This window comes from Ancylobacter mangrovi, assembly GCF_024752335.1.
Classification (GTDB): domain Bacteria; phylum Pseudomonadota; class Alphaproteobacteria; order Rhizobiales; family Xanthobacteraceae; genus Ancylobacter; species Ancylobacter mangrovi.
In genome coordinates, this window is record NZ_JANTHY010000013.1 from 42,898 (window position 1) to 63,835 (window position 20,938).

21 protein-coding genes are annotated in these 20,938 nt (G+C 70.2%); 6 read left to right on the forward strand and 15 right to left on the reverse strand.

From position 1 onward, the window contains the following. Positions 1–25: 25 nt before the first annotated feature. Positions 26–487, reverse strand: a complete 462-nt coding sequence (locus NVS83_RS22915) for a RidA family protein (RefSeq protein WP_258733818.1) — start codon at positions 485–487, stop codon at positions 26–28. 152 nt (positions 488–639) lie between these two features. Here NVS83_RS22915 and NVS83_RS22920 point away from each other — a divergent pair, with 152 nt between their 5' ends. Then, a complete protein-coding gene (locus tag NVS83_RS22920) occupies positions 640–1,461 on the forward strand; it encodes a cell envelope integrity EipB family protein (protein ID WP_258741569.1) in 822 nt (273 codons plus the stop codon). On the opposite strand, the gene NVS83_RS22925 is transcribed toward NVS83_RS22920, so the two are convergent. Then, a complete protein-coding gene (locus NVS83_RS22925; RefSeq protein WP_258741570.1) occupies positions 1,415–2,797 on the reverse strand; it encodes a DNA polymerase IV in 1,383 nt (460 codons plus the stop codon). The genes NVS83_RS22920 and NVS83_RS22925 overlap by 47 nt on opposite strands. A 43-nt stretch (positions 2,798–2,840) precedes the next feature. Then, complete coding sequence (locus NVS83_RS22930) at positions 2,841–3,143, reverse strand: DUF3572 domain-containing protein (RefSeq protein WP_258733815.1); 303 nt, start codon at positions 3,141–3,143, stop codon at positions 2,841–2,843. A 115-nt stretch (positions 3,144–3,258) separates the two neighbouring features. Between NVS83_RS22930 and NVS83_RS22935 the strand changes: the two genes are divergently transcribed. Further along, positions 3,259–3,627, forward strand: coding sequence for a response regulator (locus NVS83_RS22935; protein WP_258733814.1), 369 nt, complete (start codon positions 3,259–3,261; stop codon positions 3,625–3,627). Between the two features lie 289 nt (positions 3,628–3,916). On the opposite strand, the gene rpmG is transcribed toward NVS83_RS22935, so the two are convergent. The 5 genes from rpmG to rnr form a co-directional block, all read right to left on the reverse strand. Further along, positions 3,917–4,084: a 50S ribosomal protein L33 gene (gene rpmG, locus NVS83_RS22940; protein ID WP_013166321.1), complete on the reverse strand. Its 168-nt coding sequence runs from the start codon at positions 4,082–4,084 to the stop codon at positions 3,917–3,919. Positions 4,085–4,215: 131 nt separating this feature from the next. Then, entirely contained in the window at positions 4,216–5,385 is a 1,170-nt protein-coding gene (locus NVS83_RS22945) for an MFS transporter (protein WP_258741572.1), read from the reverse strand. A 134-nt stretch (positions 5,386–5,519) separates the two neighbouring features. Then, entirely contained in the window at positions 5,520–6,260 is a 741-nt protein-coding gene (locus NVS83_RS22950) for an NUDIX hydrolase (RefSeq protein ID WP_258733812.1), read from the reverse strand. Positions 6,261–6,283: 23 nt separating this feature from the next. Continuing rightward, positions 6,284–6,742 (reverse strand): DUF983 domain-containing protein, encoded by a 459-nt coding sequence (locus tag NVS83_RS22955; RefSeq protein WP_258741574.1) that lies wholly within the window; start codon positions 6,740–6,742, stop codon positions 6,284–6,286. Between the two features lie 20 nt (positions 6,743–6,762). After that, on the reverse strand, positions 6,763–9,099 hold the full coding sequence (rnr, locus tag NVS83_RS22960; RefSeq protein ID WP_258741576.1) for a ribonuclease R: 2,337 nt from the start codon (positions 9,097–9,099) through the stop codon (positions 6,763–6,765). Positions 9,100–9,274: 175 nt separating this feature from the next. Here rnr and NVS83_RS22965 point away from each other — a divergent pair, with 175 nt between their 5' ends. Next, positions 9,275–10,759 carry an MDR family MFS transporter gene (locus tag NVS83_RS22965; protein WP_258741580.1) on the forward strand — a complete coding sequence of 495 codons (1,485 nt, stop codon included), beginning with the start codon at positions 9,275–9,277 and terminating at the stop codon, positions 10,757–10,759. 78 nt (positions 10,760–10,837) lie between these two features. On the opposite strand, the gene topA is transcribed toward NVS83_RS22965, so the two are convergent. Then, a complete protein-coding gene (gene topA, locus NVS83_RS22970; RefSeq protein ID WP_258741581.1) occupies positions 10,838–13,528 on the reverse strand; it encodes a type I DNA topoisomerase in 2,691 nt (896 codons plus the stop codon). A 304-nt stretch (positions 13,529–13,832) separates the two neighbouring features. Between topA and NVS83_RS22975 the strand changes: the two genes are divergently transcribed. Further along, entirely contained in the window at positions 13,833–14,021 is a 189-nt protein-coding gene (locus NVS83_RS22975; protein WP_258741582.1) for a hypothetical protein, read from the forward strand. A 5-nt stretch (positions 14,022–14,026) separates the two neighbouring features. On the opposite strand, the gene dprA is transcribed toward NVS83_RS22975, so the two are convergent. The 4 genes from dprA to NVS83_RS22995 form a co-directional block, all read right to left on the reverse strand. After that, positions 14,027–15,139, reverse strand: a complete 1,113-nt coding sequence (dprA, locus tag NVS83_RS22980; protein WP_258741583.1) for a DNA-processing protein DprA — start codon at positions 15,137–15,139, stop codon at positions 14,027–14,029. A 3-nt stretch (positions 15,140–15,142) separates the two neighbouring features. Then, positions 15,143–15,748, reverse strand: a complete 606-nt coding sequence (gene plsY / locus NVS83_RS22985; RefSeq protein ID WP_258733806.1) for a glycerol-3-phosphate 1-O-acyltransferase PlsY — start codon at positions 15,746–15,748, stop codon at positions 15,143–15,145. 63 nt (positions 15,749–15,811) lie between these two features. Beyond that, the gene (locus tag NVS83_RS22990; RefSeq protein WP_258741584.1) at positions 15,812–17,122 is read right to left on the reverse strand and encodes a dihydroorotase; all 1,311 of its coding nucleotides are present in this window, start codon (positions 17,120–17,122) and stop codon (positions 15,812–15,814) included. After that, positions 17,115–18,068: an aspartate carbamoyltransferase catalytic subunit gene (locus NVS83_RS22995; protein ID WP_258741586.1), complete on the reverse strand. Its 954-nt coding sequence runs from the start codon at positions 18,066–18,068 to the stop codon at positions 17,115–17,117. The genes NVS83_RS22990 and NVS83_RS22995 overlap by 8 nt, the downstream gene beginning before the upstream one ends. A gap of 163 nt (positions 18,069–18,231) precedes the next feature. Between NVS83_RS22995 and NVS83_RS23000 the strand changes: the two genes are divergently transcribed. After that, on the forward strand, positions 18,232–18,618 hold the full coding sequence (locus tag NVS83_RS23000) for a hypothetical protein (RefSeq protein WP_258741588.1): 387 nt from the start codon (positions 18,232–18,234) through the stop codon (positions 18,616–18,618). Between the two features lie 46 nt (positions 18,619–18,664). Here NVS83_RS23000 and NVS83_RS23005 read toward each other — a convergent pair whose 3' ends face one another. Beyond that, positions 18,665–19,603: an AEC family transporter gene (locus tag NVS83_RS23005; protein WP_258741593.1), complete on the reverse strand. Its 939-nt coding sequence runs from the start codon at positions 19,601–19,603 to the stop codon at positions 18,665–18,667. A gap of 3 nt (positions 19,604–19,606) precedes the next feature. Continuing rightward, positions 19,607–20,089 carry a Holliday junction resolvase RuvX gene (ruvX, locus tag NVS83_RS23010; RefSeq protein WP_258741597.1) on the reverse strand — a complete coding sequence of 161 codons (483 nt, stop codon included), beginning with the start codon at positions 20,087–20,089 and terminating at the stop codon, positions 19,607–19,609. A 145-nt stretch (positions 20,090–20,234) separates the two neighbouring features. Here ruvX and NVS83_RS23015 point away from each other — a divergent pair, with 145 nt between their 5' ends. After that, on the forward strand, positions 20,235–20,936 hold the full coding sequence (locus tag NVS83_RS23015; RefSeq protein WP_258741598.1) for a metal-dependent hydrolase: 702 nt from the start codon (positions 20,235–20,237) through the stop codon (positions 20,934–20,936). Positions 20,937–20,938 lie beyond the last annotated feature (2 nt).

Consider the following 20,938-nt stretch of genomic DNA (forward strand, 5'->3'; position numbering starts at 1 on the left):
CGGGAGGGCCGCTCACGGGCCGCGCTCAGGCGAATTCGATGATCGCTTCGACTTCGACGCTCACATTGAAGGGCAGCGCCGCGACGCCCACCGCCGAACGCGCATGGCGGCCGGCATCGCCGAACACCTCGACGAACAGGTCCGAGCAGCCGTTGACGACCTTCGGCTGCTCGGTGAAGTCCGGCGCCGAATTGACGAAGCCGACCAGCTTGACCACCCGCTTCACCCGGTCGAGGTCGCCGAGCGCGGCCTTGATCTGGGCGATCAGGTTGATGCCGCACTGGCGCGCGGCGGCGCGGCCGGCCTCGATGTCGGATTCGCGGGCAAGCTTACCCTGCATCATCTTGCCGCCCGCCATGGAGATCTGGCCGGAGATGAAGAGCTGGTTGCCGGTGATCACGCTCGGCACGTAGTTGGCCGCCGGCGCACTCGCCTCGGGGATGGTGATGCCGAGCGCCGCCAGCCTGGCTTCAACCGTTCCGGACATATGTCTCTCCATGCTATCTTGTTACCTCGGACCCTGGGTCGGAGGGCGTTAGCCTTGTTCGATATTGGCCCTTGCCCCGCTCGGGTAGCGATGTTTGGCTGATCGGAGGGCCGTGCGCAAGCTGCGCGCAGCATGCCAGAGGAGCCGTGCCTATGCCTTTCCGCGTGCCGTTCCGCGTCGCCCTCGCTTCGGCATTCCTCCTGTGCGCGGGGCTGCCGGCGGGGGCGGTCCAGCTCGCGCCGCACCGCGCGACCTACGCGCTTTCGCTCGACGGAAGCGAGCCGGCCAAGCGCGTCGACGCGGCCAAGGGGCAGATCGTCTATGAGCTGCGCGGCAACAGCTGCGCGGGCTATTCGGTGCAGCTCCGCCAGAACACGGACCTCGACACGCAGGGCGGCCGGCTGAGCAGCGCCATCTCGACCGCGACCTGGGAGGACGGCTCGGGCAGCGCCTACCGCTTCCGCGTCACCAACGCGGTCAATGGCGAGGTGCCGGAGGAGGCGGACGGCGTCGCCGAGCGCAAGGGCGGCAAGCTGGTGGTCAAGGCGACCGAGCCGGAAGAGGCGACGATCCAGATTCCCGGCAACGTGCTGCTGCCGACCCAGCACGTGATGGAGATCCTCTCCGCCGCGACCCGCGGCGACCCGATCCTGCAGGCCGCGGTCTATGACGGCTCGCCCGACGGGCGGAAGGTCTACGACACGCTGACCGTGATCGGGAAGGGCCTCACCGACGAGAACGGGCTCGAAGCCGCCGCCAAGTCCGGCGAGCTGGCGGGGCGCACCCGCTACCCGGTGACGATCAGCTATTACGAGCATGGCGGCAAGAGCCAGACGCCGGACTACATCATCAGCTTCGACCTGTTCGACAACGGCGTCAGCCGCGCGCTGAAGCTGGACTATGGCGATTTCGCCCTGCGCGGCACGCTCACCTCCTACGAGGCGCTTCCGCGCGAGGAGTGCCCGAAGAACTGACCGGGTCCGGCCCGGCCGGCGGCGTGTCGGGGGAGGACAGGTTGCGGTCCGGCTGCGGCGTCCCGGTGCGGCGCGGGGCGTCGAGCATGATGCCGCGATCGATGATCTCCTTGCCGAAGCGCGCGCGCAGGTCGTCCACCGCCCGCTCGGCGATGCCGCGCCGCGTGTTCACCGTGTCGACGAGATCGGCCGGGTCGGCGAGCGCCGGGTCCGCGAGCTCGGACACCCCGACCCCGATCAGCCGGAAGCGCCGCCCGTCCGCCTCGCGCTGCAGCAGCGTGCGGGCGTGATCGAAGATGCGGTGCGCGAGCTGGGTCGGGTCCTCCAGCGAATGGGCGCGGGTGATCAGCCGGAAATCGGCGGTCTTGAGCTTGAGCGTCACCGTGCGCCCGGCATGGCCGCCGGCCTTGAGCCGGTCGGACAGCTTGCGGGTGAGCCGGTAGAGCTCCTGCTCGAGGGCGCGGAAATCGCTGATGTCGACGTCGAAGGTGGTCTCGGTGGAGACGCTCTTGGTCTCCCGCTCCGGGTTGACCGGGCGCTCGTCGATGCCGTTGGCGAGGCGGAACAAGCGCAGCCCCTCATTGCCGAGCCGGCGGGCCAGCGTCGCCTCGTCGGCCGCCTGCAGGTCGGCGATCAGGCGGTAGCCCTCGCGGGCGAGGCGCTCCTGCGTCGCCTTGCCTACGCCCCAGATCGTGCCGACCCCGCGCGGGGCGAGGAAGGCGCGCGCCTCGCCTGCGCCGATGACCGCGAAGCCGCGCGGCTTGTCGAGGTCGGAGGCGATCTTGGCGAGGAACTTGTTCGGCGCCAGCCCCACCGAGAGGGTGACGCCGATCTCGGCCTCGACCTCGCGGGCGAGACGGGCGAGCGCGCGGGCCGGGCTCTCGCCGTGCAGGAGCTGCGTGCCGGCGAGGTCGAGGAATGCCTCGTCTATGGAGAGCGGCTCCACCAGCGGGGTGAGCCCCAGCATGCGCTCGCGGATCTGCCGGCCGACGGTGGCGTATTTCGCCATGTTCGGCTTCACCACCACCGCCTCCGGGCACAGGGCGAGCGCCTTGAACATCGGCATGGCCGAGCGCACGCCCTTCACCCGGGCGAGGTAGCAGGCGGTGGAGACGACGCCGCGTTTGCCGCCGCCGACGATCACCGGCACGTCGCGCAGCTTCGGGTCGTCGCGCTTCTCCACCGAGGCGTAGAAGGCGTCGCAGTCGATATGGGCGATGTGGAGCGTGTCGAGCTCGCCATGGCGGACGAGCCGCGGGCTGCCGCAGGCGAGGCAGCGCGGCTCCCCGCCCGCCTCGTGCAGGCAGTCCCGGCAGAAGGCGGGCAGGCGCGCCATCCTTGGTCTCCCGATCGCTCCCTCGTTCCCCCGTGACGCGCCGTCAGTCCTCGCCGATATCGGCGTGGAACAGGATCTCGCGCGCCGCCACCACATGGCCGGGGTCGATCTCGGCCGTCTGCGCATAGTCGAGCAGCAGGTCCTGATGGGCGATCAGGAAATCGAGCAGCGCGACGTGGAAGGCGGGCGAGGCGGCCACCCCGCGCAGGTCGGCCGGCGAGAGGCCGCTCTCGGCGAGGAACGGGCCGATCCGCTCCGGATCGCCGGCGAGGTAAGACAGGGCGCCCAGACTCACCTCGCGGGCGGCCTGGAGCGTCGACAGGGGCTTGGAAGAGCGACGTTGCATTTGCGGTTCCGTAAGGAATGGGCGGCTAGATTAACGCCATTGACGGGCCGACGCTGCTGGATTCCGGCCCGCGTGGACCGTCGGCGACCTCGCAGGATTCACGGATCGAGCCCCGATGCCCAAGACCGTTCTGATCGTTGAGGACAATGAGCTCAACATGAAGCTCTTCAATGATCTGCTGGAAGCCCACGGCTACGTCACCATCGGCACCCGCAACGGGCGGGACGTGATGGACCTCGCGCGCCACCACCGGCCCGACCTGATCCTGATGGACATCCAGCTTCCCGAAGTCTCCGGCCTCGACGTCACGCGCGCCCTTAAGGCCGACCCGGAGCTCAAGGCGATTCCCGTGATCGCGGTCACCGCCTTCGCCATGAAGGGCGACGAGGAACGGATTCGCGAGGGCGGCTGCGAGGCCTATCTCTCCAAGCCGATTTCGGTCGGCCGGTTCCTCGAGACCGTGCGCCAGTTCCTTCCCGACTGAGGCGTCTGTCGGGGCGATTCGCCACCTGGCGGACAGTTGCTTTCCGCGCGGCTTGCGCTAGCCTGAGGCCGGTATCGAGCTGCCCTGCGGAGTGCTCGGGTCCGCCGCATCTCCTGGGTCCGTGGGGGTCAGTCGGCGGGTGGCGGCGCGGAAGGCCTCTTCGCGCCGCCACCTTCCGATCCTCGCCTGATTCGTCGTCTCAGGCGTCGTCCGCAAATCCCTGTACCGGCAACAAAAAAGGCGCCTCGCGGCGCCTTCTGCGTGCTTGGCTCGAGCCCGAAGGCTCAGATCACTTGATCTTGCCTTCGCGGAACTCGACGTGCTTCTTCGCGACCGGGTCGTACTTCTTCACGACCAGCTTGTCGGTCATGGTGCGCGAGTTCTTCTTGGTGACGTAGAAGAAGCCGGTGTCGGCGCTCGACACGAGCTTGATCTTGATGGTCGTTGCCTTGGCCATGACCGGATCTCCAGGAGCGTGGCAGTCGAACGTGGGACGGCCACGTCAAACAGATTGGGTTCGTGCGGCTGGTCCGCCGCTCGTTGCGCGTCCGTATCCGTGATCGGCGCGCGATTGTCAAGGAAGGCGCGTCAGCGATCGCGCCATATCTGCCCCGCGACCACCACCACATAGATGGCGAGGAACAGGGCGAGCGCCCAGGCGAAGCCGTCCGGGTCGAGCACCTGCATGCCCCCGCCCACCGCGGTCGGGCCGACGATCAGGCCGATCGAGTAGAGCATGACGAAGGCGGCGTTGGCGGTGGCGAGCGTCGCGCCCTCGAAGCGCGCGCCGAGCAGGGTGAGGCCCACCGTGTAGAGTCCGGCGCAGATGCCGGTGGTGACGAACACCACCGCCCACATCACCCAGCTATCGACCGCGAGATGGGGCAGGAGCAGCGCGCCGGCCAGCGCCAGCGTGCCGCATATGAGCAGCAGCCGGCGCCGGTCCACCCGGTCGCTGATCATGCCCAGCGGGAGCTGCAGCCCGACATTGCCGAGCTCGGCGACGGTGAGCAGGATCGCCGCGTCCGCCTCGCCGAGGCCCCGGCGCAGGCCGTAGAGCGGCAGGAAGTTGAGGAAGCCGGTCTCGACCGCGCCGAAGATGAAGGCGGCCAGTGTCGCGGCGGGCGCGATCCGCATGAGGCTGAACACGCCGCCCGAGCTCTCCTTGCGGATCACCGGCGCGCCGGAGGCGCCGATCAGCACCGGCACGGCGGCGAGGGCGAAGAAGCCGGCGCCCCACAGATAGGGCGTCAGGCCATCCGTGCCGACAAGGCTCAGGATCGCCGGTCCGCCGGCAAAGCCGAGCGAGAGCACGGTGCCGTAGATGCCGATGACGAACCCGCGCCGCCCGCTCGGCGCGGCCGCGTTGATCCAGAACTCGCTGACGACAAACAGCACGCACAGCGCGGCGCCGAACACGAAGCGCAGCGGAAACCACAGCACGAAAGGCCCCGTCAGCTTGAAGGCGACGAGGCTGGCGGCGGCGGCGAGCAGCGCGGCCATCAGCAGCGGCCCGGCGCCGCAGCGGCGCACCAGATCCGGCATGAAGGGCGCGATGAGGATGGTCGCGACGCCGCCGACTGCGGTGTTGATGCCGATCCAGGTGCTGGAGATGCCACGCGCGTTCAGCTCGAAGGCAAGCAGCGGGATCGACAGCGCCAGCCCCAGCCCCACCACCGAGATCGCGGCGATCGCGGCGGCGATCGAGGCGACGTTGGCGCCGCGCGGCGCGGGGATGGAGGAGACGGGGGCGGACATGACGGCACCTGGAGCAGGGAGGACGCAGCCTCCGGGCCGTTGGCTCTACCCCATGGACGGCGAAAGTCGAATGACTTTTGGCAATGTGTTCATCACGCGGACCGGGGGGAGGCGGGCCGCGCCGGGCCGCCGCCTCAGGCCAGCGGTTCGCGATACATGCGCTTGCCGCGGGCGAAATAGAGCGGCACCGGCAGCCAGGGCTTGTTGCCGCCGGAAAGCCGGGTCTCGACCTCTTCCACGATGGCGCGGGTGATGTCGGGGATCTCGGCGCCCCGCGCCTCGTCCGGCGTCAGCCAGGCGGCCTCGACGAATTCGCGCTCCGGCCCGATGACGCCGTCCACGCGATGGCTCACATCGGCGAGGTCGGCGATGAAGAAGCGGGTGTCGAAGCGGCGGACCAGGCCGGGCGGGGTGATGGCGCGGGCGACGAAGGTCAGCGCCTCGAGATTGGGGAACAGCCCGGCGGCGCCGAAATCCTGCCAGCCGTCGGGCATCCGCTCCGGCGTGCCGGCCTCGCGCGTGCCGAGCGCAAGCCCGGTCTCCTCGAACGCCTCGCGTATGGCGGCGAGCGCCAGCCCGCGCGAACGCGCCGCGCTCGGGCGCACCACCCGGGCGGCGAGGCGGCGCTCGCTCTCGGCGTCGAGCATGCCGTAGACCGGCATGTGCCGGTCCTTCGGCTCCAGCCGGCCGCCGGGGAAGACCAGCTTGCCGGGCATGAAGCGCATCGCCGGATTGCGCCGGCCGAACAGCAGGCGCGGCGTGCGCTTCGAGCGATCGACGAGGATGAGAACCGCCGCATCGGCGGGGCGGATGGTCGGATGGCGGGGTCCGCGCGCCGCAACGTTGAAGCGCGAGGTGACGTCGACAGGGCTCATGGCGGGGAGGCGTTCCGGAAGGTTCAGGATCCGAGGCTGGCGGGCTTGCCCATCGCCGCCTGGGCGCGGCGGCTGGGCGGGAGCGGGTCGTGCTCGGGATCGGAGGGATCGAAGCCGTGCATGTGGAGCGCCCATTGATAGCCGATCAGCGCGCCCTTGACCGCCGGCAGCAGCGCCAGCGACAGGATGAGCGTCAGCGGCAGCCACAGCGCCATGTGGATCCAGATCGCCGGATGCAGCGCCATTTCCACCGCCAGCAGCAGCGGCACGACGATATGGCCGACGATGGTGATGACCATGTAGGGCGGGGCGTCGTCGGCGCGGTGGTGCCACAGCGCTTCGCCGCAGGAGGGGCAGCGCTCGTTCACCTTGAGATAGGCATGGAACAGCTTGCCCTCGCCGCAGGCCGGGCAGCGCATGTGCAGCCCGCGGCTGAGGGCGGTGCCGACCGGGCGATAGGGATATTGCGGCCGTGCCTTCATCTGCGTCGCGCCTCCGGGCGCTATCTGCGTTTGCCGCGCAGCGCCGCGCGGCGCGGGCGCTCCTCGGGGCGGCGGAAACGGGACCGGCCCGCTCCGCGCGCGCCTTTCCGGGCGCCCGTGACCTGTTGTCCTTCCGATATAAGCTCGAATCGCAGCGCGCCAGCCACCGGCGCGGCCTCGACCAGCTTCACTTCGACGCGGTCGCCGAGCCGGTGCATCTCGCCGCTGTGCTCTCCGATCAGCGCGTGGCGCGATTCGTCGTAGCGGTAATAGTCGAGCCCCAGCGTCGCGGCGGGGATGAAGCCGTCCGCGCCGGTATCGTCCAGCGTGACGAACAGCCCGGCGCGGGTGACGCCGGCGATGCGTCCCTTGAACTGGGCGCCCATCTGCTCGGCCATGTGGTGGGCGATCAGCCGGTCGATGGTCTCGCGCTCGGCCGCCATGGCGCGCCGCTCGCTGGCGGAGATGCGGGCGGCGATCTCGGCGAGCTGCTCGGGCGTCATGGTCTCCGGCAGGCCGTCGCGCCCGAGGCCGAGCGCGCGGATCAGCGCCCGGTGCACGATGAGGTCGGCATAGCGCCGGATCGGCGAGGTGAAATGCGCGTAGCGGCGCAGATGCAGGCCGAAATGGCCGTAATTCTCGAATGCGTATTCCGCCTGCGCCTGGCTGCGCAGGATCACCTGGTTCACCAGCGGCGCCAGCTCCGAACCGTCGACGCGCGCGAGGATGTCGTTGAACTGCGCCGGGCGCACGGTCTCGGTCTTGGGCAGCTTGATGTCCAGCGTCTGCAGGAATTCGCGCAGGCCCGACATCTTCTCCAGCGAGGGCTGGTCGTGCACCCGGTAGACCAGCGGCGTGTGCTTCTCCTCCAGCGTCTCGGCCGCCGCGACATTGGCGAGGATCATGAATTCCTCGATCAGCTTGTGCGCGTCGAGCCGCTCGGGGACGACGACCTTGTCGACCGTGCCGTCGGGCTTCAGCAGGATCTTGCGCTCGGGCAGGTCGAGCTCGAGCGGCGAGCGCGCGTCGCGCGCCTTCTTCACCGTGGCATAGGCCGCCCAGAGCGGGCGCAGCACCTCGTCCAGCAGCGGGCCGGTCGTGTCGTCGGGCCGCCCGTCGATCGCGGCCTGCGCCTGGATATAGGAGAGCCGGGCGGCCGAGCGCATCATCACCCGGTGGAAGCTGTGGCGCTTCTTGCGGCCATTGGCGCCGACCACCATGCGCACCGCCATAGCGGGGCGGTCCTCCAGCGGGCGCAGCGAGCACAGGTCGTTGGAGATACGCTCGGGCAGCATCGGCACCACCCGGTCGGGGAAATAGACCGAGTTGCCGCGCGCCAGCGCCTCGCGGTCGAGCGCCGAGCCGGGGCGCACATAGGCGGCGACGTCGGCGATGGCGACGGTGAGGATGAAGCCGCCCTCATTGTCGGGATCGAGATCGGCCACCGCATGCACCGCGTCGTCATGGTCCTTGGCGTCGGGCGGGTCGATGGTGACGAGCGGCAGGTCCCGCCAGTCCTCGCGCCGGTCCTCGCGCCCGCCCAGCGTCGCGGGCCTGGCCGCATCGGCCTCGGCCAGCGCCTCGCGCCGGAACACGCTCGGAATGCCGTGGGCGTGGATGGCGATGAGGCTGATCGCCTTCTCGGTGGAGATCGAGCCGAGCCGCTCCTTCACCTTGGCGGTCGGCAGGCCGTAGGCGTGGTGGCGCACCACCTCGACCGAGACGAGGTCGCCCTCCTGTGCGTCGGCGGCGAAGTCGGGCGGGATGACGAGCTCGCGGCCCATGTGCCGCTTGTCGACCGGCACGAGGCGCCCGCCGCCCTGCGCGTCGCGGCGGAAGATGCCGAGGGTGAGGGCGCGCGCCTTCTCGATGATCTTGAGCACCCGCCCGGTGTGGCGCACCCGACCGTCGGCCTCGGGGATCTCGTCGGTCTTCAACAATACGCGATCACCGATCGCCGGGGCCGGGCCGGCCATGCGCCCGCGGCGGGCGAGGCGGACCAGGATGTGGGGTGCCTCGCCGTGCTCCTCCTCGTCCCAGTCGATCGGCTTGGCGATCAGCTCGCCGTCCTCGTCGCGCTCCACCACCTCGCTCATGACCACGGCGGGCAGGGCGCCCGGCACGTGGAGCTTGTGGCGCTTGCGCCCGATTAGCCCCTCGTCCGCGAGCTCGCGCAGCATGGCCTTGAGCACGATCCGGTCGCTGCCGTCGAGGCCGAAGGCGCGCGAAATCTCACGCTTGCCGACGTCGCCGCCATGGGAGGCGATGAAGGCGGTGAGCTCCTCGCGGGTAGGCAGGCCCTTCGGCCGGCGAGGGACGGCTTCCTTGCGGGGTTTCGGTCTGGCGGGTTTGCGCACGAGTCACTGTCCGAGAATGTCAGGAAGACGCTAGCGGTATCGGGCGCTCACGTCGACGGGCGGGCCGGCGCACCGGCGGCGGGGGCGCCTCCTTTGCCCTTGCATTCAGGCGATCATAGGAAGATTTTGCGCCGTCCCGGGGGGCGGGACCAGCCGCTGCTTGAAAGATTCGTTAATGGATGCCTGTACCACGGAGGCGCAGCCCGCCCCGCTCGACCATGCCGCGATAAGAACCATCATTGTCGGCGTGATGCTCGCCATGCTGCTCGCCGCGCTGGACCAGACCATCATCGGCACCGCCCTCCCGACCATCGGCGCCGAGTTCGGGGATCTCGAGAACCTCTCCTGGATCGTCACCGCCTACCTGCTGACCGGCACCGCCGTCACCCCGATGGTCGGCAAGCTCGCCGACATCCACGGCCCGCGCCCGGTGCTGAACGGCTGCATCGCGCTGTTCCTCGTCGGGTCGATCGTGTGCGCGCTGGCGCCGTCCATGCTGTGGCTGATCGGCGGGCGCGCCGTGCAGGGGCTCGGCGGCGGCGGCCTGATCGCGCTGGCGCAGACCATCATCGGCCTGCTGGTGCCGCCGCGCGAGCGCGGGCGCTACCAGGTCTATTTCGCCGCCGTCTTCATCACCTCCTCGATCGCCGGGCCGATCCTTGGCGGCTTCTTCGCCCAGCACCTGCACTGGTCGCTGATCTTCTGGATAAACGTGCCGCTCGGCATCGCCGCCGCGGCCATGAGCGACCGCACGCTGCGCCGCCTGCCGGCCCATCACCATCCGCGCCGGCTCGACGTGATCGGCGCGCTGTTGATGTGCGCCGCCACGGTGGCGCTGCTGCTGGCGCTGAGCTGGGGCGGAACGCGCTTCGCCTGGACCTCGCCGCAGATCCTCGGGCTCGCTGCGATCTCGGCCGTCATCTGGCTCGGCTTCGCGGTGCGGGTGGCGACGGCGCTGGAGCCGCTGCTGCCGATCGCGGTGCTCTCCAACCAGGTGGTGCGCACCGGCGTGCCCTCGGCCGCCTTCGCGATGGGCACCATGGTCGGGCTGTCGATCCAGATGCCGCTCTATCTGGAGGGCGTGGTCAGGCTCAGCGCCAGCCAGTCGGGCCTCGCGCTGATCCCGCTGATGGCGGGCGTCGTGGTCGGCGCCACCGGCGCTTCGCAGGTGATGAGCCGCGTCACCCACTACAAGCGTCTGCCGGTGCTCGGCCTCGTGGGCGGCATTCTCGCCCTGCTGGTGCTGGCCTATGAGCCGGTCAACCCGCCGCTGTGGCTCTATCTGGTGGCGATGGGCGTGACGGGCATCGGGCTCGGCACGGTGCTGCCGGTCTCGACCGTGGCGATCCAGAACGCCGTGCCGCTTCCGCAGATGGGCACTGCGACCGGGCTGGCGAATTTCTTCCGCTCGCTCGGCAGCGCCATCCTGACCGCCGGCTTCGGCGCCGTCGTCATCAGCATGTCGGGACTGGAGGGAAGCGGCTCGATGGAGACCCTGCTCGGCGGCGGGCAGGCCGGGAGCGAGGCGCTCGCGCTCGCCTTCCGCTGGGTGTTCCTGATGGCAGCGGCCGCGCTCACCCTGTCGCTGATCGCGATGATCGCGATGCAGGAGCGCCCGCTCAGGGGCCACGCCTCGCCGGCCGCCGCGCTGCCGGAATAGGGCCGGGCGGCGCGCCGCCCGCTTCCACATCTCTTTCCCGGAGATCGTCGCCCCGCCGCCCGGCGGGACGACTTCGCCTCAGCCGCCGGTGGCGGAGCGGCTCTTGGCAGAAGACGCCTTGGCCGACGAGGCCTTGGCGGCCGGTTTCTTGGCGGCGGACTTGCGCGCCGCCGGCTTCTTCGCGGGCGCGTCGGCGTCCTTGCTCGCGGCCTTGGACGCGCCGCGGCGGGCGGGCTTGGTGGGCGCCGAGCCGGCCTTGGCGGTGATCAGCTCGACCGCCTGCTCCAGCGTGATTTCGTCCGGCGACATGGTCTTGGGCAGGGTCGCGTTGACCTTGCCGTGATTGACATAGGCGCCGAAGCGGCCCGGGCGCACCGTCACCGGCCCGCCGAGGCTGGGATGCTCGCCGAGCTCGCGCCCGCCGGCCGCACGTCCGCGTCCCGGCCCCTTGTTCTGCTTGTCGGCGATCAGCGTCACCGCCCGATTGAGGCCGATGGCGAGGATGTCGTCCCCGGCCTCGATATTGGCGTAGGTCTTGCCCGTCTGCACATAGGGCCCGAAGCGGCCGATGCCCGCGAGGATCGGCTCCCCGGTCTCCGGGTGGCGGCCGATCTCGCGCGGCAGCGAGAGCAGGCCGAGCGCGGTGTCGAGATCGACATCGGCGGGGGCGAGACCCTTGGGCAGGCTGGAGCGCTTGGGCTTCTCGCCCTCGGCGGCCTCGCCGAGCTGGAGATAGGCGCCGAAGCGCCCGTCGCGCACGGTGACTTCCAGACCTGTCTCCGGATCGGTGCCGAGCACGCGCGGGCCGGTCTCGACCGCCTCGCCATTTTCGCCGGACTGCACCGCGAGCGGGCGGGTGTACTTGCACTCGGGATAGTTCGAGCAGCCGATGAAAGCGCCGAACTTGCCTACCTTCAGCGACAGCCGGCCGGTGCCGCAATTGGGGCACAGGCGCGGGTCGGAGCCGTCTTCCTTGGGCGGAAAGATATGCGCGGTGAGCATCTCGTCGAGCGCGGCGATGACTTCCGAGACCCGCAGGTCCTTGGTCTCGCCGACGGCCGCGGTGAAATCGAGCCAGAAGTCGCGCAGCACGTCCTTCCATGCGAGCTCGCCGGCCGAGATCTTGTCGAGCTTCTCCTCCAGATCGGCGGTGAAGTCGTACTCGACATAGCGGTCGAAGAAGCTCTCCAGAAAAGCGGTGACGAGCCGCCCCTTGTCCTCGGGCACCAGCCGGCGCTTCTCGAGGCGCACATATTCGCGGTCGCGCAGCACGGCGAGCACCGAGGCGTAGGTGGAGGGACGCCCGATGCCGAGCTCCTCCATGCGCTTGACCAGCGAGGCTTCCGAATAGCGCGGCGGCGGCTCGGTGAAGTGCTGGTCGGCCTTGATGCCCTTGTTGGCGAGGCCCTCGCCGGCGGACATGGCGGGCAGGCGGCGGTTCTCCTCGTCATCGCCGTCCGCCGGTGCGTCGTCCCGGTCCTCGCGATAGAGGGTGAGGAAGCCGTCGAACTTCACCACCGAGCCGGTGGCGCGCAGCTCCAGCGCCCGGCCGGCGGCGACCGCGTCGATGTCGACCGTGGTGCGCTCCAGCTCGGCCGATTCCATCTGGCTGGCGATGGTGCGCAGCCAGATCAGCTCGTAGAGCCGGGCCTGGTCGGATTCGAGGTAGCGCGTCACGTCCTTCGGGCGGCGCGCCAGGTCGGTGGGACGCACCGCCTCATGAGCTTCCTGCGCGTTCTTCGCCTTGGCGGTGTAGCGGCGCGGGGCGGAGGGCACGTAGCGCTCGCCATAGTCGCGCCCGATCACCGAGCGCGCCGAGGCGATCGCCTCCGGCGCCATGTCGACACCGTCGGTACGCATATAGGTGATGAGGCCGACCGTTTCGCCGCCGATGTCCACGCCCTCGTACAGGCGCTGGGCGATCCGCATCGTGCTCGCCGGCGCGAGGCCGAGCTTGCGGCTCGCCTCCTGCTGCAGCGTCGAGGTGGTGAAGGGCGGGTAGGGGTGGCGCCGCGCGGGCTTGGCCTCGACCGAACGCACCGTGTAGTTCGCGCTCTCCAGCGCCTGGCGGAAGGCGGCCGCCTCTTCCGAGGTGCCCACGTCGAGCCGGCCGATCTTCTTGCCGTCGGCGCCGACCAGCCGGGCCTCGAACTCGTCGCGGCGCGGGGTGGCGAGCCGGGCGGCGATCGACCAGTACTCGCGGGTGACGAAGGTCTCGATCTCGCGCTCGCGGTCGCAGACGAGCCGCAGCGCGACCGACTGGACGCGCCCCGCCGAGCGGGCGCCAGGCAGCTTGCGCCACAGCACCGGGGAAAGCGTGAAGCCGACCAGATAGTCGAGTGCGCGGCGGGCGAGATAGGCATCCACCAGCGCCTCGTCGATCATGCGCGGGTTCTTCATCGCCTCAAGCACAGCCTGCTTGGTGATGGCGTTGAAGACGACCCGCGAGATCGGCTTGTCCTTGAGCGCGCGCTTCTCCTTCAGCACCTCAAGCACGTGCCAGGAGATGGCCTCGCCCTCGCGATCCGGGTCGGTGGCGAGGATCAGCGCGTCGGCATCACGCACCGCGCGGGCGATGTCCGACAGACGCTTCTGGGATTTGGGATCGACGTTCCACAGCATGTGGAAATCGTGCTCGGGATCGACCGAGCCGTCCTTGGCCGGGAGATCGCGCACATGTCCGTACGAGGCGAAGACCTCGTAGCCTGGACCCAGATATTTGTTGATCGTCTTCGCCTTTGCCGGCGATTCGACGATGACGACCTGCATGAGCCAGCTGTGTCCGTTGGTATATCAAGCCCTGAAAGAGGCCGGGAAAATGGGGTAGCCGCCACCGGCTGTCAAATGGCATCCGTTCCACAAGCACGAGGAGTGCCAGCCTGGCGCTTCCATGCAACGGCTCGACCCGCGTCGTGGTTGCGGATCAGTCGCATACCACCCATGCGCGAGAATGTGGCAAACCGTATTACAATTTTTGATAGTGTTGATAGGAAACAATGCAGCCATGGGTAGCAATATCGGGAAACGGAATGTTACCCTTCAGTTATCCAGAATTCAGCCCTACGGAACTTTCGTGAACGAGATCGATCGCCACGCAGACCGGACGCGTGAGACCGCGGACTATATCGCCACGCTGGCCCACGAACTTTCCGAGCTCGCCGACACCACCGACCTCGCGGTGCTGCGCTATCTGCTCGAGATGGCGCGCGACGAGGCACGCGCGGCGGCCCGCCGCGCCGAGCCGGGCGGGCGGGACGACTGACGCTTTCACAGCAGCGAGACCCGGCCGCCGCCATGCCGCTCCAGCCGGCCGGCAAGCTCGAGCTCGAGCAGGACGATCTGCAGCTCGGCCGCGCTCGTGCCCGCCATGTGCACGAGGTCGTCGACCGGCAGGGGCGTCGGCCCGAGCAGGCCGATCACCCGGGCGCGCATGTCGTCGCCCGGCTCGGGCGCCTCCATCGGCGGGGACACCTCCTCGTCGGCGTCGATGACCGGCAGGCGCTCGCGGAACGCGGCCAGCGCCGACATCACGTCCGACACGTCGGTGACGAGCGCGGCGCCCTGCTTGATCAGCGCGTTGGTGCCGCCCGCGCGCGGGTCGAGCGGCGAGCCCGGCACGGCGAACACCTCGCGACCCTGCTCGCCGGCGAGGCGCGCGGTGATGAGCGAACCCGAGCGCTCCGCCGCCTCGACCACCACCACGCCGAGCGACAGGCCCGAGACCAGACGGTTTCGGCGCGGGAAGTCGCGCGAGCGCGGCTCCCAGCCCATCGGCATCTCGGTGAGGACCACGCCGCGCTCGGCGATGGCGGCAAGCAGCCGCTCGTTCTCGCGCGGGTAGGGCCGGTCGTGGCCGCCGGCGAGCACGGCGATGGTGCCGGTGTCGAGGCTCGCCTCATGGGCGACCGTGTCGATGCCGCGCGCCAGCCCGGAGGCGATCACCCAGCCCGCCGTGCCGAGCCCGCGCGCGAGCCGCGCCGCCATGGTGCGCCCGGCGCCCGAGGCGTTGCGCGAGCCGACCATGCCGACCACGGGCGCGCTCATGAGCTCGGGGCGGCCGCGCACGGCGATCAGGGGAGGCGCGTCCTCGATCTGGCGCAGCAGCACGGGATAGGCCGGCTCGCCCAGCGCGATGAAGCGGCCGCCGATGTGCGCCAGCGCCTCCATCTCAGCCTCGGCCTCGGCGATGGAGGGAATGCGCGGCTCGATCAGCCGGCCGCCGCGCCGCGCCATGCCGGGCAGCGCCTCCAGCGCCGCCGCCGCGCCGCCGAAGCGGTTGACGAGGTTGAGGAAGGCCCGCGGCCCGACATTCTCGGCCCGGAACAGGCGAAGCCAGTCGCGGCGCTGGCCGTGGTCGAGCTCGACGCCGCGTAAGGCCAAACCTCAGCCCTTCCCGCCGATCCGGCCTTCGGTGCCGGCGATCAGCCGGGCGATGTTGGCGCGATGCATGAACCAGAGCAGCGCCGAGAGGATCGCCAGCAGCAGGCCGGTCGGCGGCGGCGCGATCAGGAAGGCGGCGAGCGCGGTGAGGATGCTGGCGACGAGCGCGGAGAGCGACGAATAGCGGGTGACGAAGGCGACCGTGAGCCAGGAGGCGGCGAACACGATCGCCGCCTGCCAGGCGAGGGCGATGGTCACGCCGAGGAACGTTGCCACCCCCTTGCCGCCCTTGAAACCGAGCCAGACCGGGAAGACGTGGCCGAGGAAGGCGCCGAGCGCCGCCGGCAGCGTATCGGCCGCGCCGAACAGCCAGCCGGCGAGCAGCACGGCGACCGTGCCCTTCAGCGCGTCGCAGAGCAGCGTGATCGCCGCCAGGCCCTTGCGCCCCGTGCGCAGCACGTTGGTCGCGCCGATATTGCCGGAGCCGATGCTTCGGATGTCCTTGGTGCCCGCGAGCCGGGTGATGATGAGGCCGAACGGGATCGCGCCAAGGAGGTAGCCGAGCAGCAGCGCGGCATAGCTCGACATCGGGGGCAGGGACCAACTCATGGGACCGACCTTAGTGGCTTTCGCCGGAAAGTGTATCCCGGTAGGGCACCGGGACGCTCCGGCTCACACGTATTCATACACGGTACGGCCGGCGGCGAGCGTGCGTATGACGCGCCCCTCGAAGCGGGCCTCGTCGAAGGGGGTGTTGCGGCAGCGCGACTTGAGCATCGCCGCGTCGAGGATCCACGCCTCGTCGGGCGCGATCAGCGCGATGTCCGCCGCTCGCCCGGGGCGCAGCGTGCCCGCCTCCAGACCGAGAAGCTGGGCGGGGCGGGTCGACATGGCGCGGATGAGGCTCATCAGCGTGACCGAGCCGTCATTCACCAGCCGGAGGCCGGCCGCCAGCATGGTCTCGATGCCGATGGCGCCGAAGGCCGCTTCCGAGAACGGCAGGCGCTTGACCTCGACGTCCTGCGGGTTGTGGTCGGAGACGATCACGTCGACGAGCCCTTCCGCCACCGCCTGCACCAGCGCCTGCCGGTCGTCCTCCGCGCGCAGCGGCGGGCTGAGCTTGAAGAAGCTGCGATAGCCGACGACGTCGCGCTCGTTGAGCGTCAGATGGTTGATCGAGGCCGAGGCGGTGATGTCGAGCCCCGCCTCGCGCGCGCGGCGCAGCACGTCGAGCGAATCGGTGCAGGTGAGCGAGGCGGCGTGGTAGCGCCCGCCGGTCATGGCGGCGAGGCGCACGTCGCGCTCGAACACGATGGTCTCCGCCGCCCTGGGCACGCCGGCGAGGCCGAGACGCGAGGCGAGCTCGCCCTCGTTCATCACCCCTTCGCCGGTCAGGCCGGCATCCTCGGTGTGGTGCACGATCAGCGCGTCGAAATGGCGGGCATAGGTGAGCGCGCGGCGCATCACCTGGGCGGAGGGCACGGAGCGGGTGCCGTCGGTGAAGGCGACCGCGCCGGCGGCCTGCAGCAGGCCGATCTCCGTCATCTCGCGCCCTTCCAGCCCCTTGGTCAGGGCGGCCATGGGATGGACGTGGACGATGGCGGTGTCGCGGGCGCGGCGCAGCACGAAGTCGACGATGGCGGGATCGTCGATGACGGGATCGGTGTCGGGCTGGCACACGATGGTGGTCACGCCGCCCGCCGCCGCCGCCTGGCTGGCGGAGGCCAGTGTCTCGCGGTGCTCGGCGCCGGGCTCGCCGATGAAGGCGCGCATGTCGACGAGGCCCGGCACGGCGATCAGGCCGCGGCAGTCGACGATCTCGGTGTCGTCGGGCAGGCCGGCGGCCCTCAGGTTACCAGCGATGTCCTTGATCACGCCGTCGGCGATCAGGATGTCGCCATGGGTGTCGAGGTCGCGCGAGGGATCGAGGATCCGGGCGCCGGACAGCAGGGTGGGGCGCGGCGTGGAGCGCAGGTCAGGCATTGGGCAGCGTCCGCGAGAGCGCGTCGAGCACGGCCATGCGGACGGCGACGCCCATCTCGACCTGCTCGCGGATGAGGGACTGGGCGCCGTCGGCGACCGCCGAATCGATCTCGACGCCGCGGTTCATCGGGCCGGGATGCATCACGAGCGCGTCCGGCCGGGCATGGCGCAGCTTCGCTTCGTCGAGCCCCCAGAAATGGAAATACTCTTTCACCGAAGGCACATACGAGCCGTTCATGCGTTCGCGCTGGAGCCGCAGCATCATCACGATGTCGACGTCCTCCAGCCCCCGGCGCATGTCGCCATGGACCTCGACGCCGAAGCGCTCGATGTCGGTCGGCAGCAGCGAGGGCGGCGCGACCACCCGCACCTGCGCGCCGAGCGCCTGCAGCAGCAGGATGTTGGAACGGGCGACGCGCGAATGGGCGATGTCGCCGCAGATCGCCACCAGCAGCCCCTCGATCCGCCCCTTGTTGCGGCGGATGGTGAGGGCGTCGAGCAGCGCCTGGGTCGGGTGCTCATGCGCCCCGTCGCCGGCATTGACCACCGCGCAGTCGACCTTGCGGGCGAGCAGCTCGACAGCGCCGGAAGCGCTGTGGCGCACGATCAGGACGTCCGGGTGCATGGCGTTGAGCGTCGCCGCGGTGTCGATCAGCGTCTCGCCCTTCTTCAGGGAGGAGTTGCTGACCGCCATGTTCATCACGTCCGCGCCGAGCCGCTTGCCGGCCAGCTCGAACGAGGACTGGGTGCGGGTCGAGGCCTCGAAGAACAGATTGATCTGGGTGCGCCCGCGCAGCGTCGCGCGCTTCTTCTCGATCTGCCGGTTGAGGATGACGAATTCCTCGGAGAGGTCGAGCAGCCCGACGATCTCTTCGGGAGACAGGCCCTCGATGCCGAGCAGGTGCCGGCGCGAGAGGGTGAAGCTGGCGGTCGGGTTCGATGTCATATCGAAGTCGGCTGGATAGACGCAGCACGGCCCCGCCGCAAGTCTTTCCCGTCGCTGTCCACGGCGAGCGGCCGTCCCGGTGGCGGGGTGCCGTCAGGGAACTTCGTTCGCACGCCCACGTTGTCGCGCCACAGTGCTGAGGGGCACGATTGGAGAACGATCGATGACGAGGTCCGTTCATTCCACCCGGCCGGCTGCCGGCCGGCTCGCCGCGATGGCCGTTGCGGCCGTGGCCGCTCTGAGTGCCGTGCCTGCCGCCGCCCTGCCCATGTCGGGTGCCGCGGTTCCCGAATCCGCCCGTACGACGTCCGCGCCGGTCGAGCAGGTGCGCTGCGAGGGCTGTGCGGTCGGCCTCGGCGTGGCCGCCGGCGTCGTCGCCGGTGCGGCGATTGCGAACGCGGCGCGCCCGCGCTACTACGACGCTCCCCGCTATTACGAACCGCCGCCCGGCCCGGTCTATTACGGCCGCCCGGCCTATGCCCGGCCCGCCAACCGCTGCTGGGTGGAGACCAACCCGATGCGCGGCACCGGCTACTGGACCCGCTGCTGACCCTGCGGACCACACGTGGCGGCAGGGACGCAGCCGTTCTTGCCGCTCACCCCCCCAGATGCGACACGGCGGCGATGATCGCCGGCATGGTCGCGGCGGCGAGCACGGTCTGCACGGTGAGCATCTGCGCGAGCAGCGGCGCGTCCCCGCCCATCTGGCGGGCAAGCACGTAGCCGTTCGGCGCCGAGGGCACCGAGGAAGCGACCGCGACGATCAGCAGGTCCACGTCGGTGAGGCCGAGCATCGAGCCGATCAGGATCGCCACCAGCGGCACGCCGATGAGCTTTACCGCGCTGGTGAGCCAGGTGGCGCCACGCGGGCGGCGCAGGTCGGCGAGCCGCAGCCCGGCGCCGACCACGAGCAGGCCGAGCGCCAGCGACGCCCGCCCCAATATGTCGCCGAAGTCGAAGATCACTGCCGGCACGTGGATGTGCAGCAGGTTGATCAGCCCGCCCAGCGCGCAGGACCAGATGAAGGGATTGCGCATGATCTGGATCAGCATGGCGCGGTTGCCGCCGGCCGCGCCCTCGCCATGGCGCGCCAGCACCGCGACGCTGATCGTGTTGAGGGTCGGGATCATCACCGCGAGCCCGACCGCCGCCACGGCGAGGCCGGCGGTGCCGGCGAGCGAGCCCGAGACCGCGAGCGCGATATAGCTGTTCCAGCGCAGCGAGCCCTGCACCACCGAGGTATAGCCCGGCCCCATCAGCCGCAGCCCCCGGCAAATCGGCTCGCGCATCACCACCAGCAGCGCGCTGAACAGCGCGATGGCGCCCAGCAGCGACACCGAGACCTGGAGCACCTTCACATTGCCGAGCTCGGCGCGCGAGATCGAGACGATGAGCAGCGCCGGGAACAGGATGAAATAGGTGAGCCGCTCCAGCGCCACCCAGTGCGAATCCTCCGGCAGCAGGCTGCGCTTCAGGATCTGGCCGAGGGCGATGATGAGGAACACCGGGACCAGGGCGCCGAGCACACCCGTCATGCGTCACCTGTCCCCGGCGATGTGGCGCAGGCGGTCGAGCGCCCCCTGGAGGATGAAGACGGCGGCCTGCTGGTCGACCACCTCGGCGCGGCGGGCGCGGCTCATGTCGGTGGCGATCATCTCGCGCTCCACCGCGGCGGTGGACAGGCGCTCGTCCCACAGGATGATCGGCAGTTCGGTCAGCCGCGCGAAGTTGCGGGCGAAGGCGCGGGCCGACTGCGCGCGCGGACCCTCGCTGCCGTCCATGTTGACGGGCAGGCCGAGCACGAAGCCGGCCGCGCCGCGCGCCTCGGCGAGCGAGAGGATGCGGGCGGCGTCGGGCGTGAACTGCTTGCGGGCGATGGTCTCGACCGGCGTCGCCAGCCGGCGGTCGGGATCGGAGCTGGCGATGCCGATGGTGCGCGTGCCGAGGTCGAGCCCGACGAGGCTCCCTCGCCCGGCGAGCAGCGGGGCGGCTTCAGCGATGGTGAGGATCGGCGCGACCATGGTGCCGTGCGCCTAGCACGCCCGCGCGCGCCGCGCCATATGGCGGAGGGCGCGGGCAGCGGCGGGCCCGTGTGACCGGCTCCGCGCTTGAGTCGTCCGCGCCGTCGCCTATCCTCCCGCCCACTTCCTACCCACGGAGATGGCAATGAAGATCACCTGGTTCGGCCACGCGGCCTTTCGTCTCGATTTCGCGGACAAGGTCGTGCTGATTGACCCGTTCCTGACCGGCAATCCCGCCTTCGACGGCGATTTCGCCGCGGCGACCGCCGGCACGACTCATGTCCTGCTCACCCACGGCCATGGCGACCATCTCGGCGACACGGTGGCGATCGCCAAGCAGACCGGCGCGACCGTGGTGGCCAATGCCGATCTGGCGAGCTGGCTGGCGACGCAAGGCGTCGAGAAGCTGGAGATGATGAACACCGGCGGCACCATCCACACCGAAGGTTTCGCGGTGAGCATGGTGCGGGCGGACCACTCCTCCGGCATGATGGTGGACGGCGCCAGCGTCTATCTCGGCAATCCGAACGGCCTGATCGTCAAGGCCCCGGGCGAGCCGGTGGTCTGGCACATGGGCGACACCGACATCTTCTCCGACATGGCGCTGATCGCCGAGCTGCACCGGCCCGAGATCGTCATCGTGCCGATCGGCGACCGCTTCACCATGGGCCCGGAATCGGCCGCCGTCGCGGTGTCGCGCTATCTCGGCGGGCTCACCATCATTCCCGGCCATTACGCGACCTTCGGCCTTCTGGAGCCGGACGCCGAGCGCTTCATCGCGCTGGTCGGCGAGGAAGCGACCGTCGTGGTGCCGGCCAAGGGCGAGGCGGTCGAGTTCGCCGCCTGACC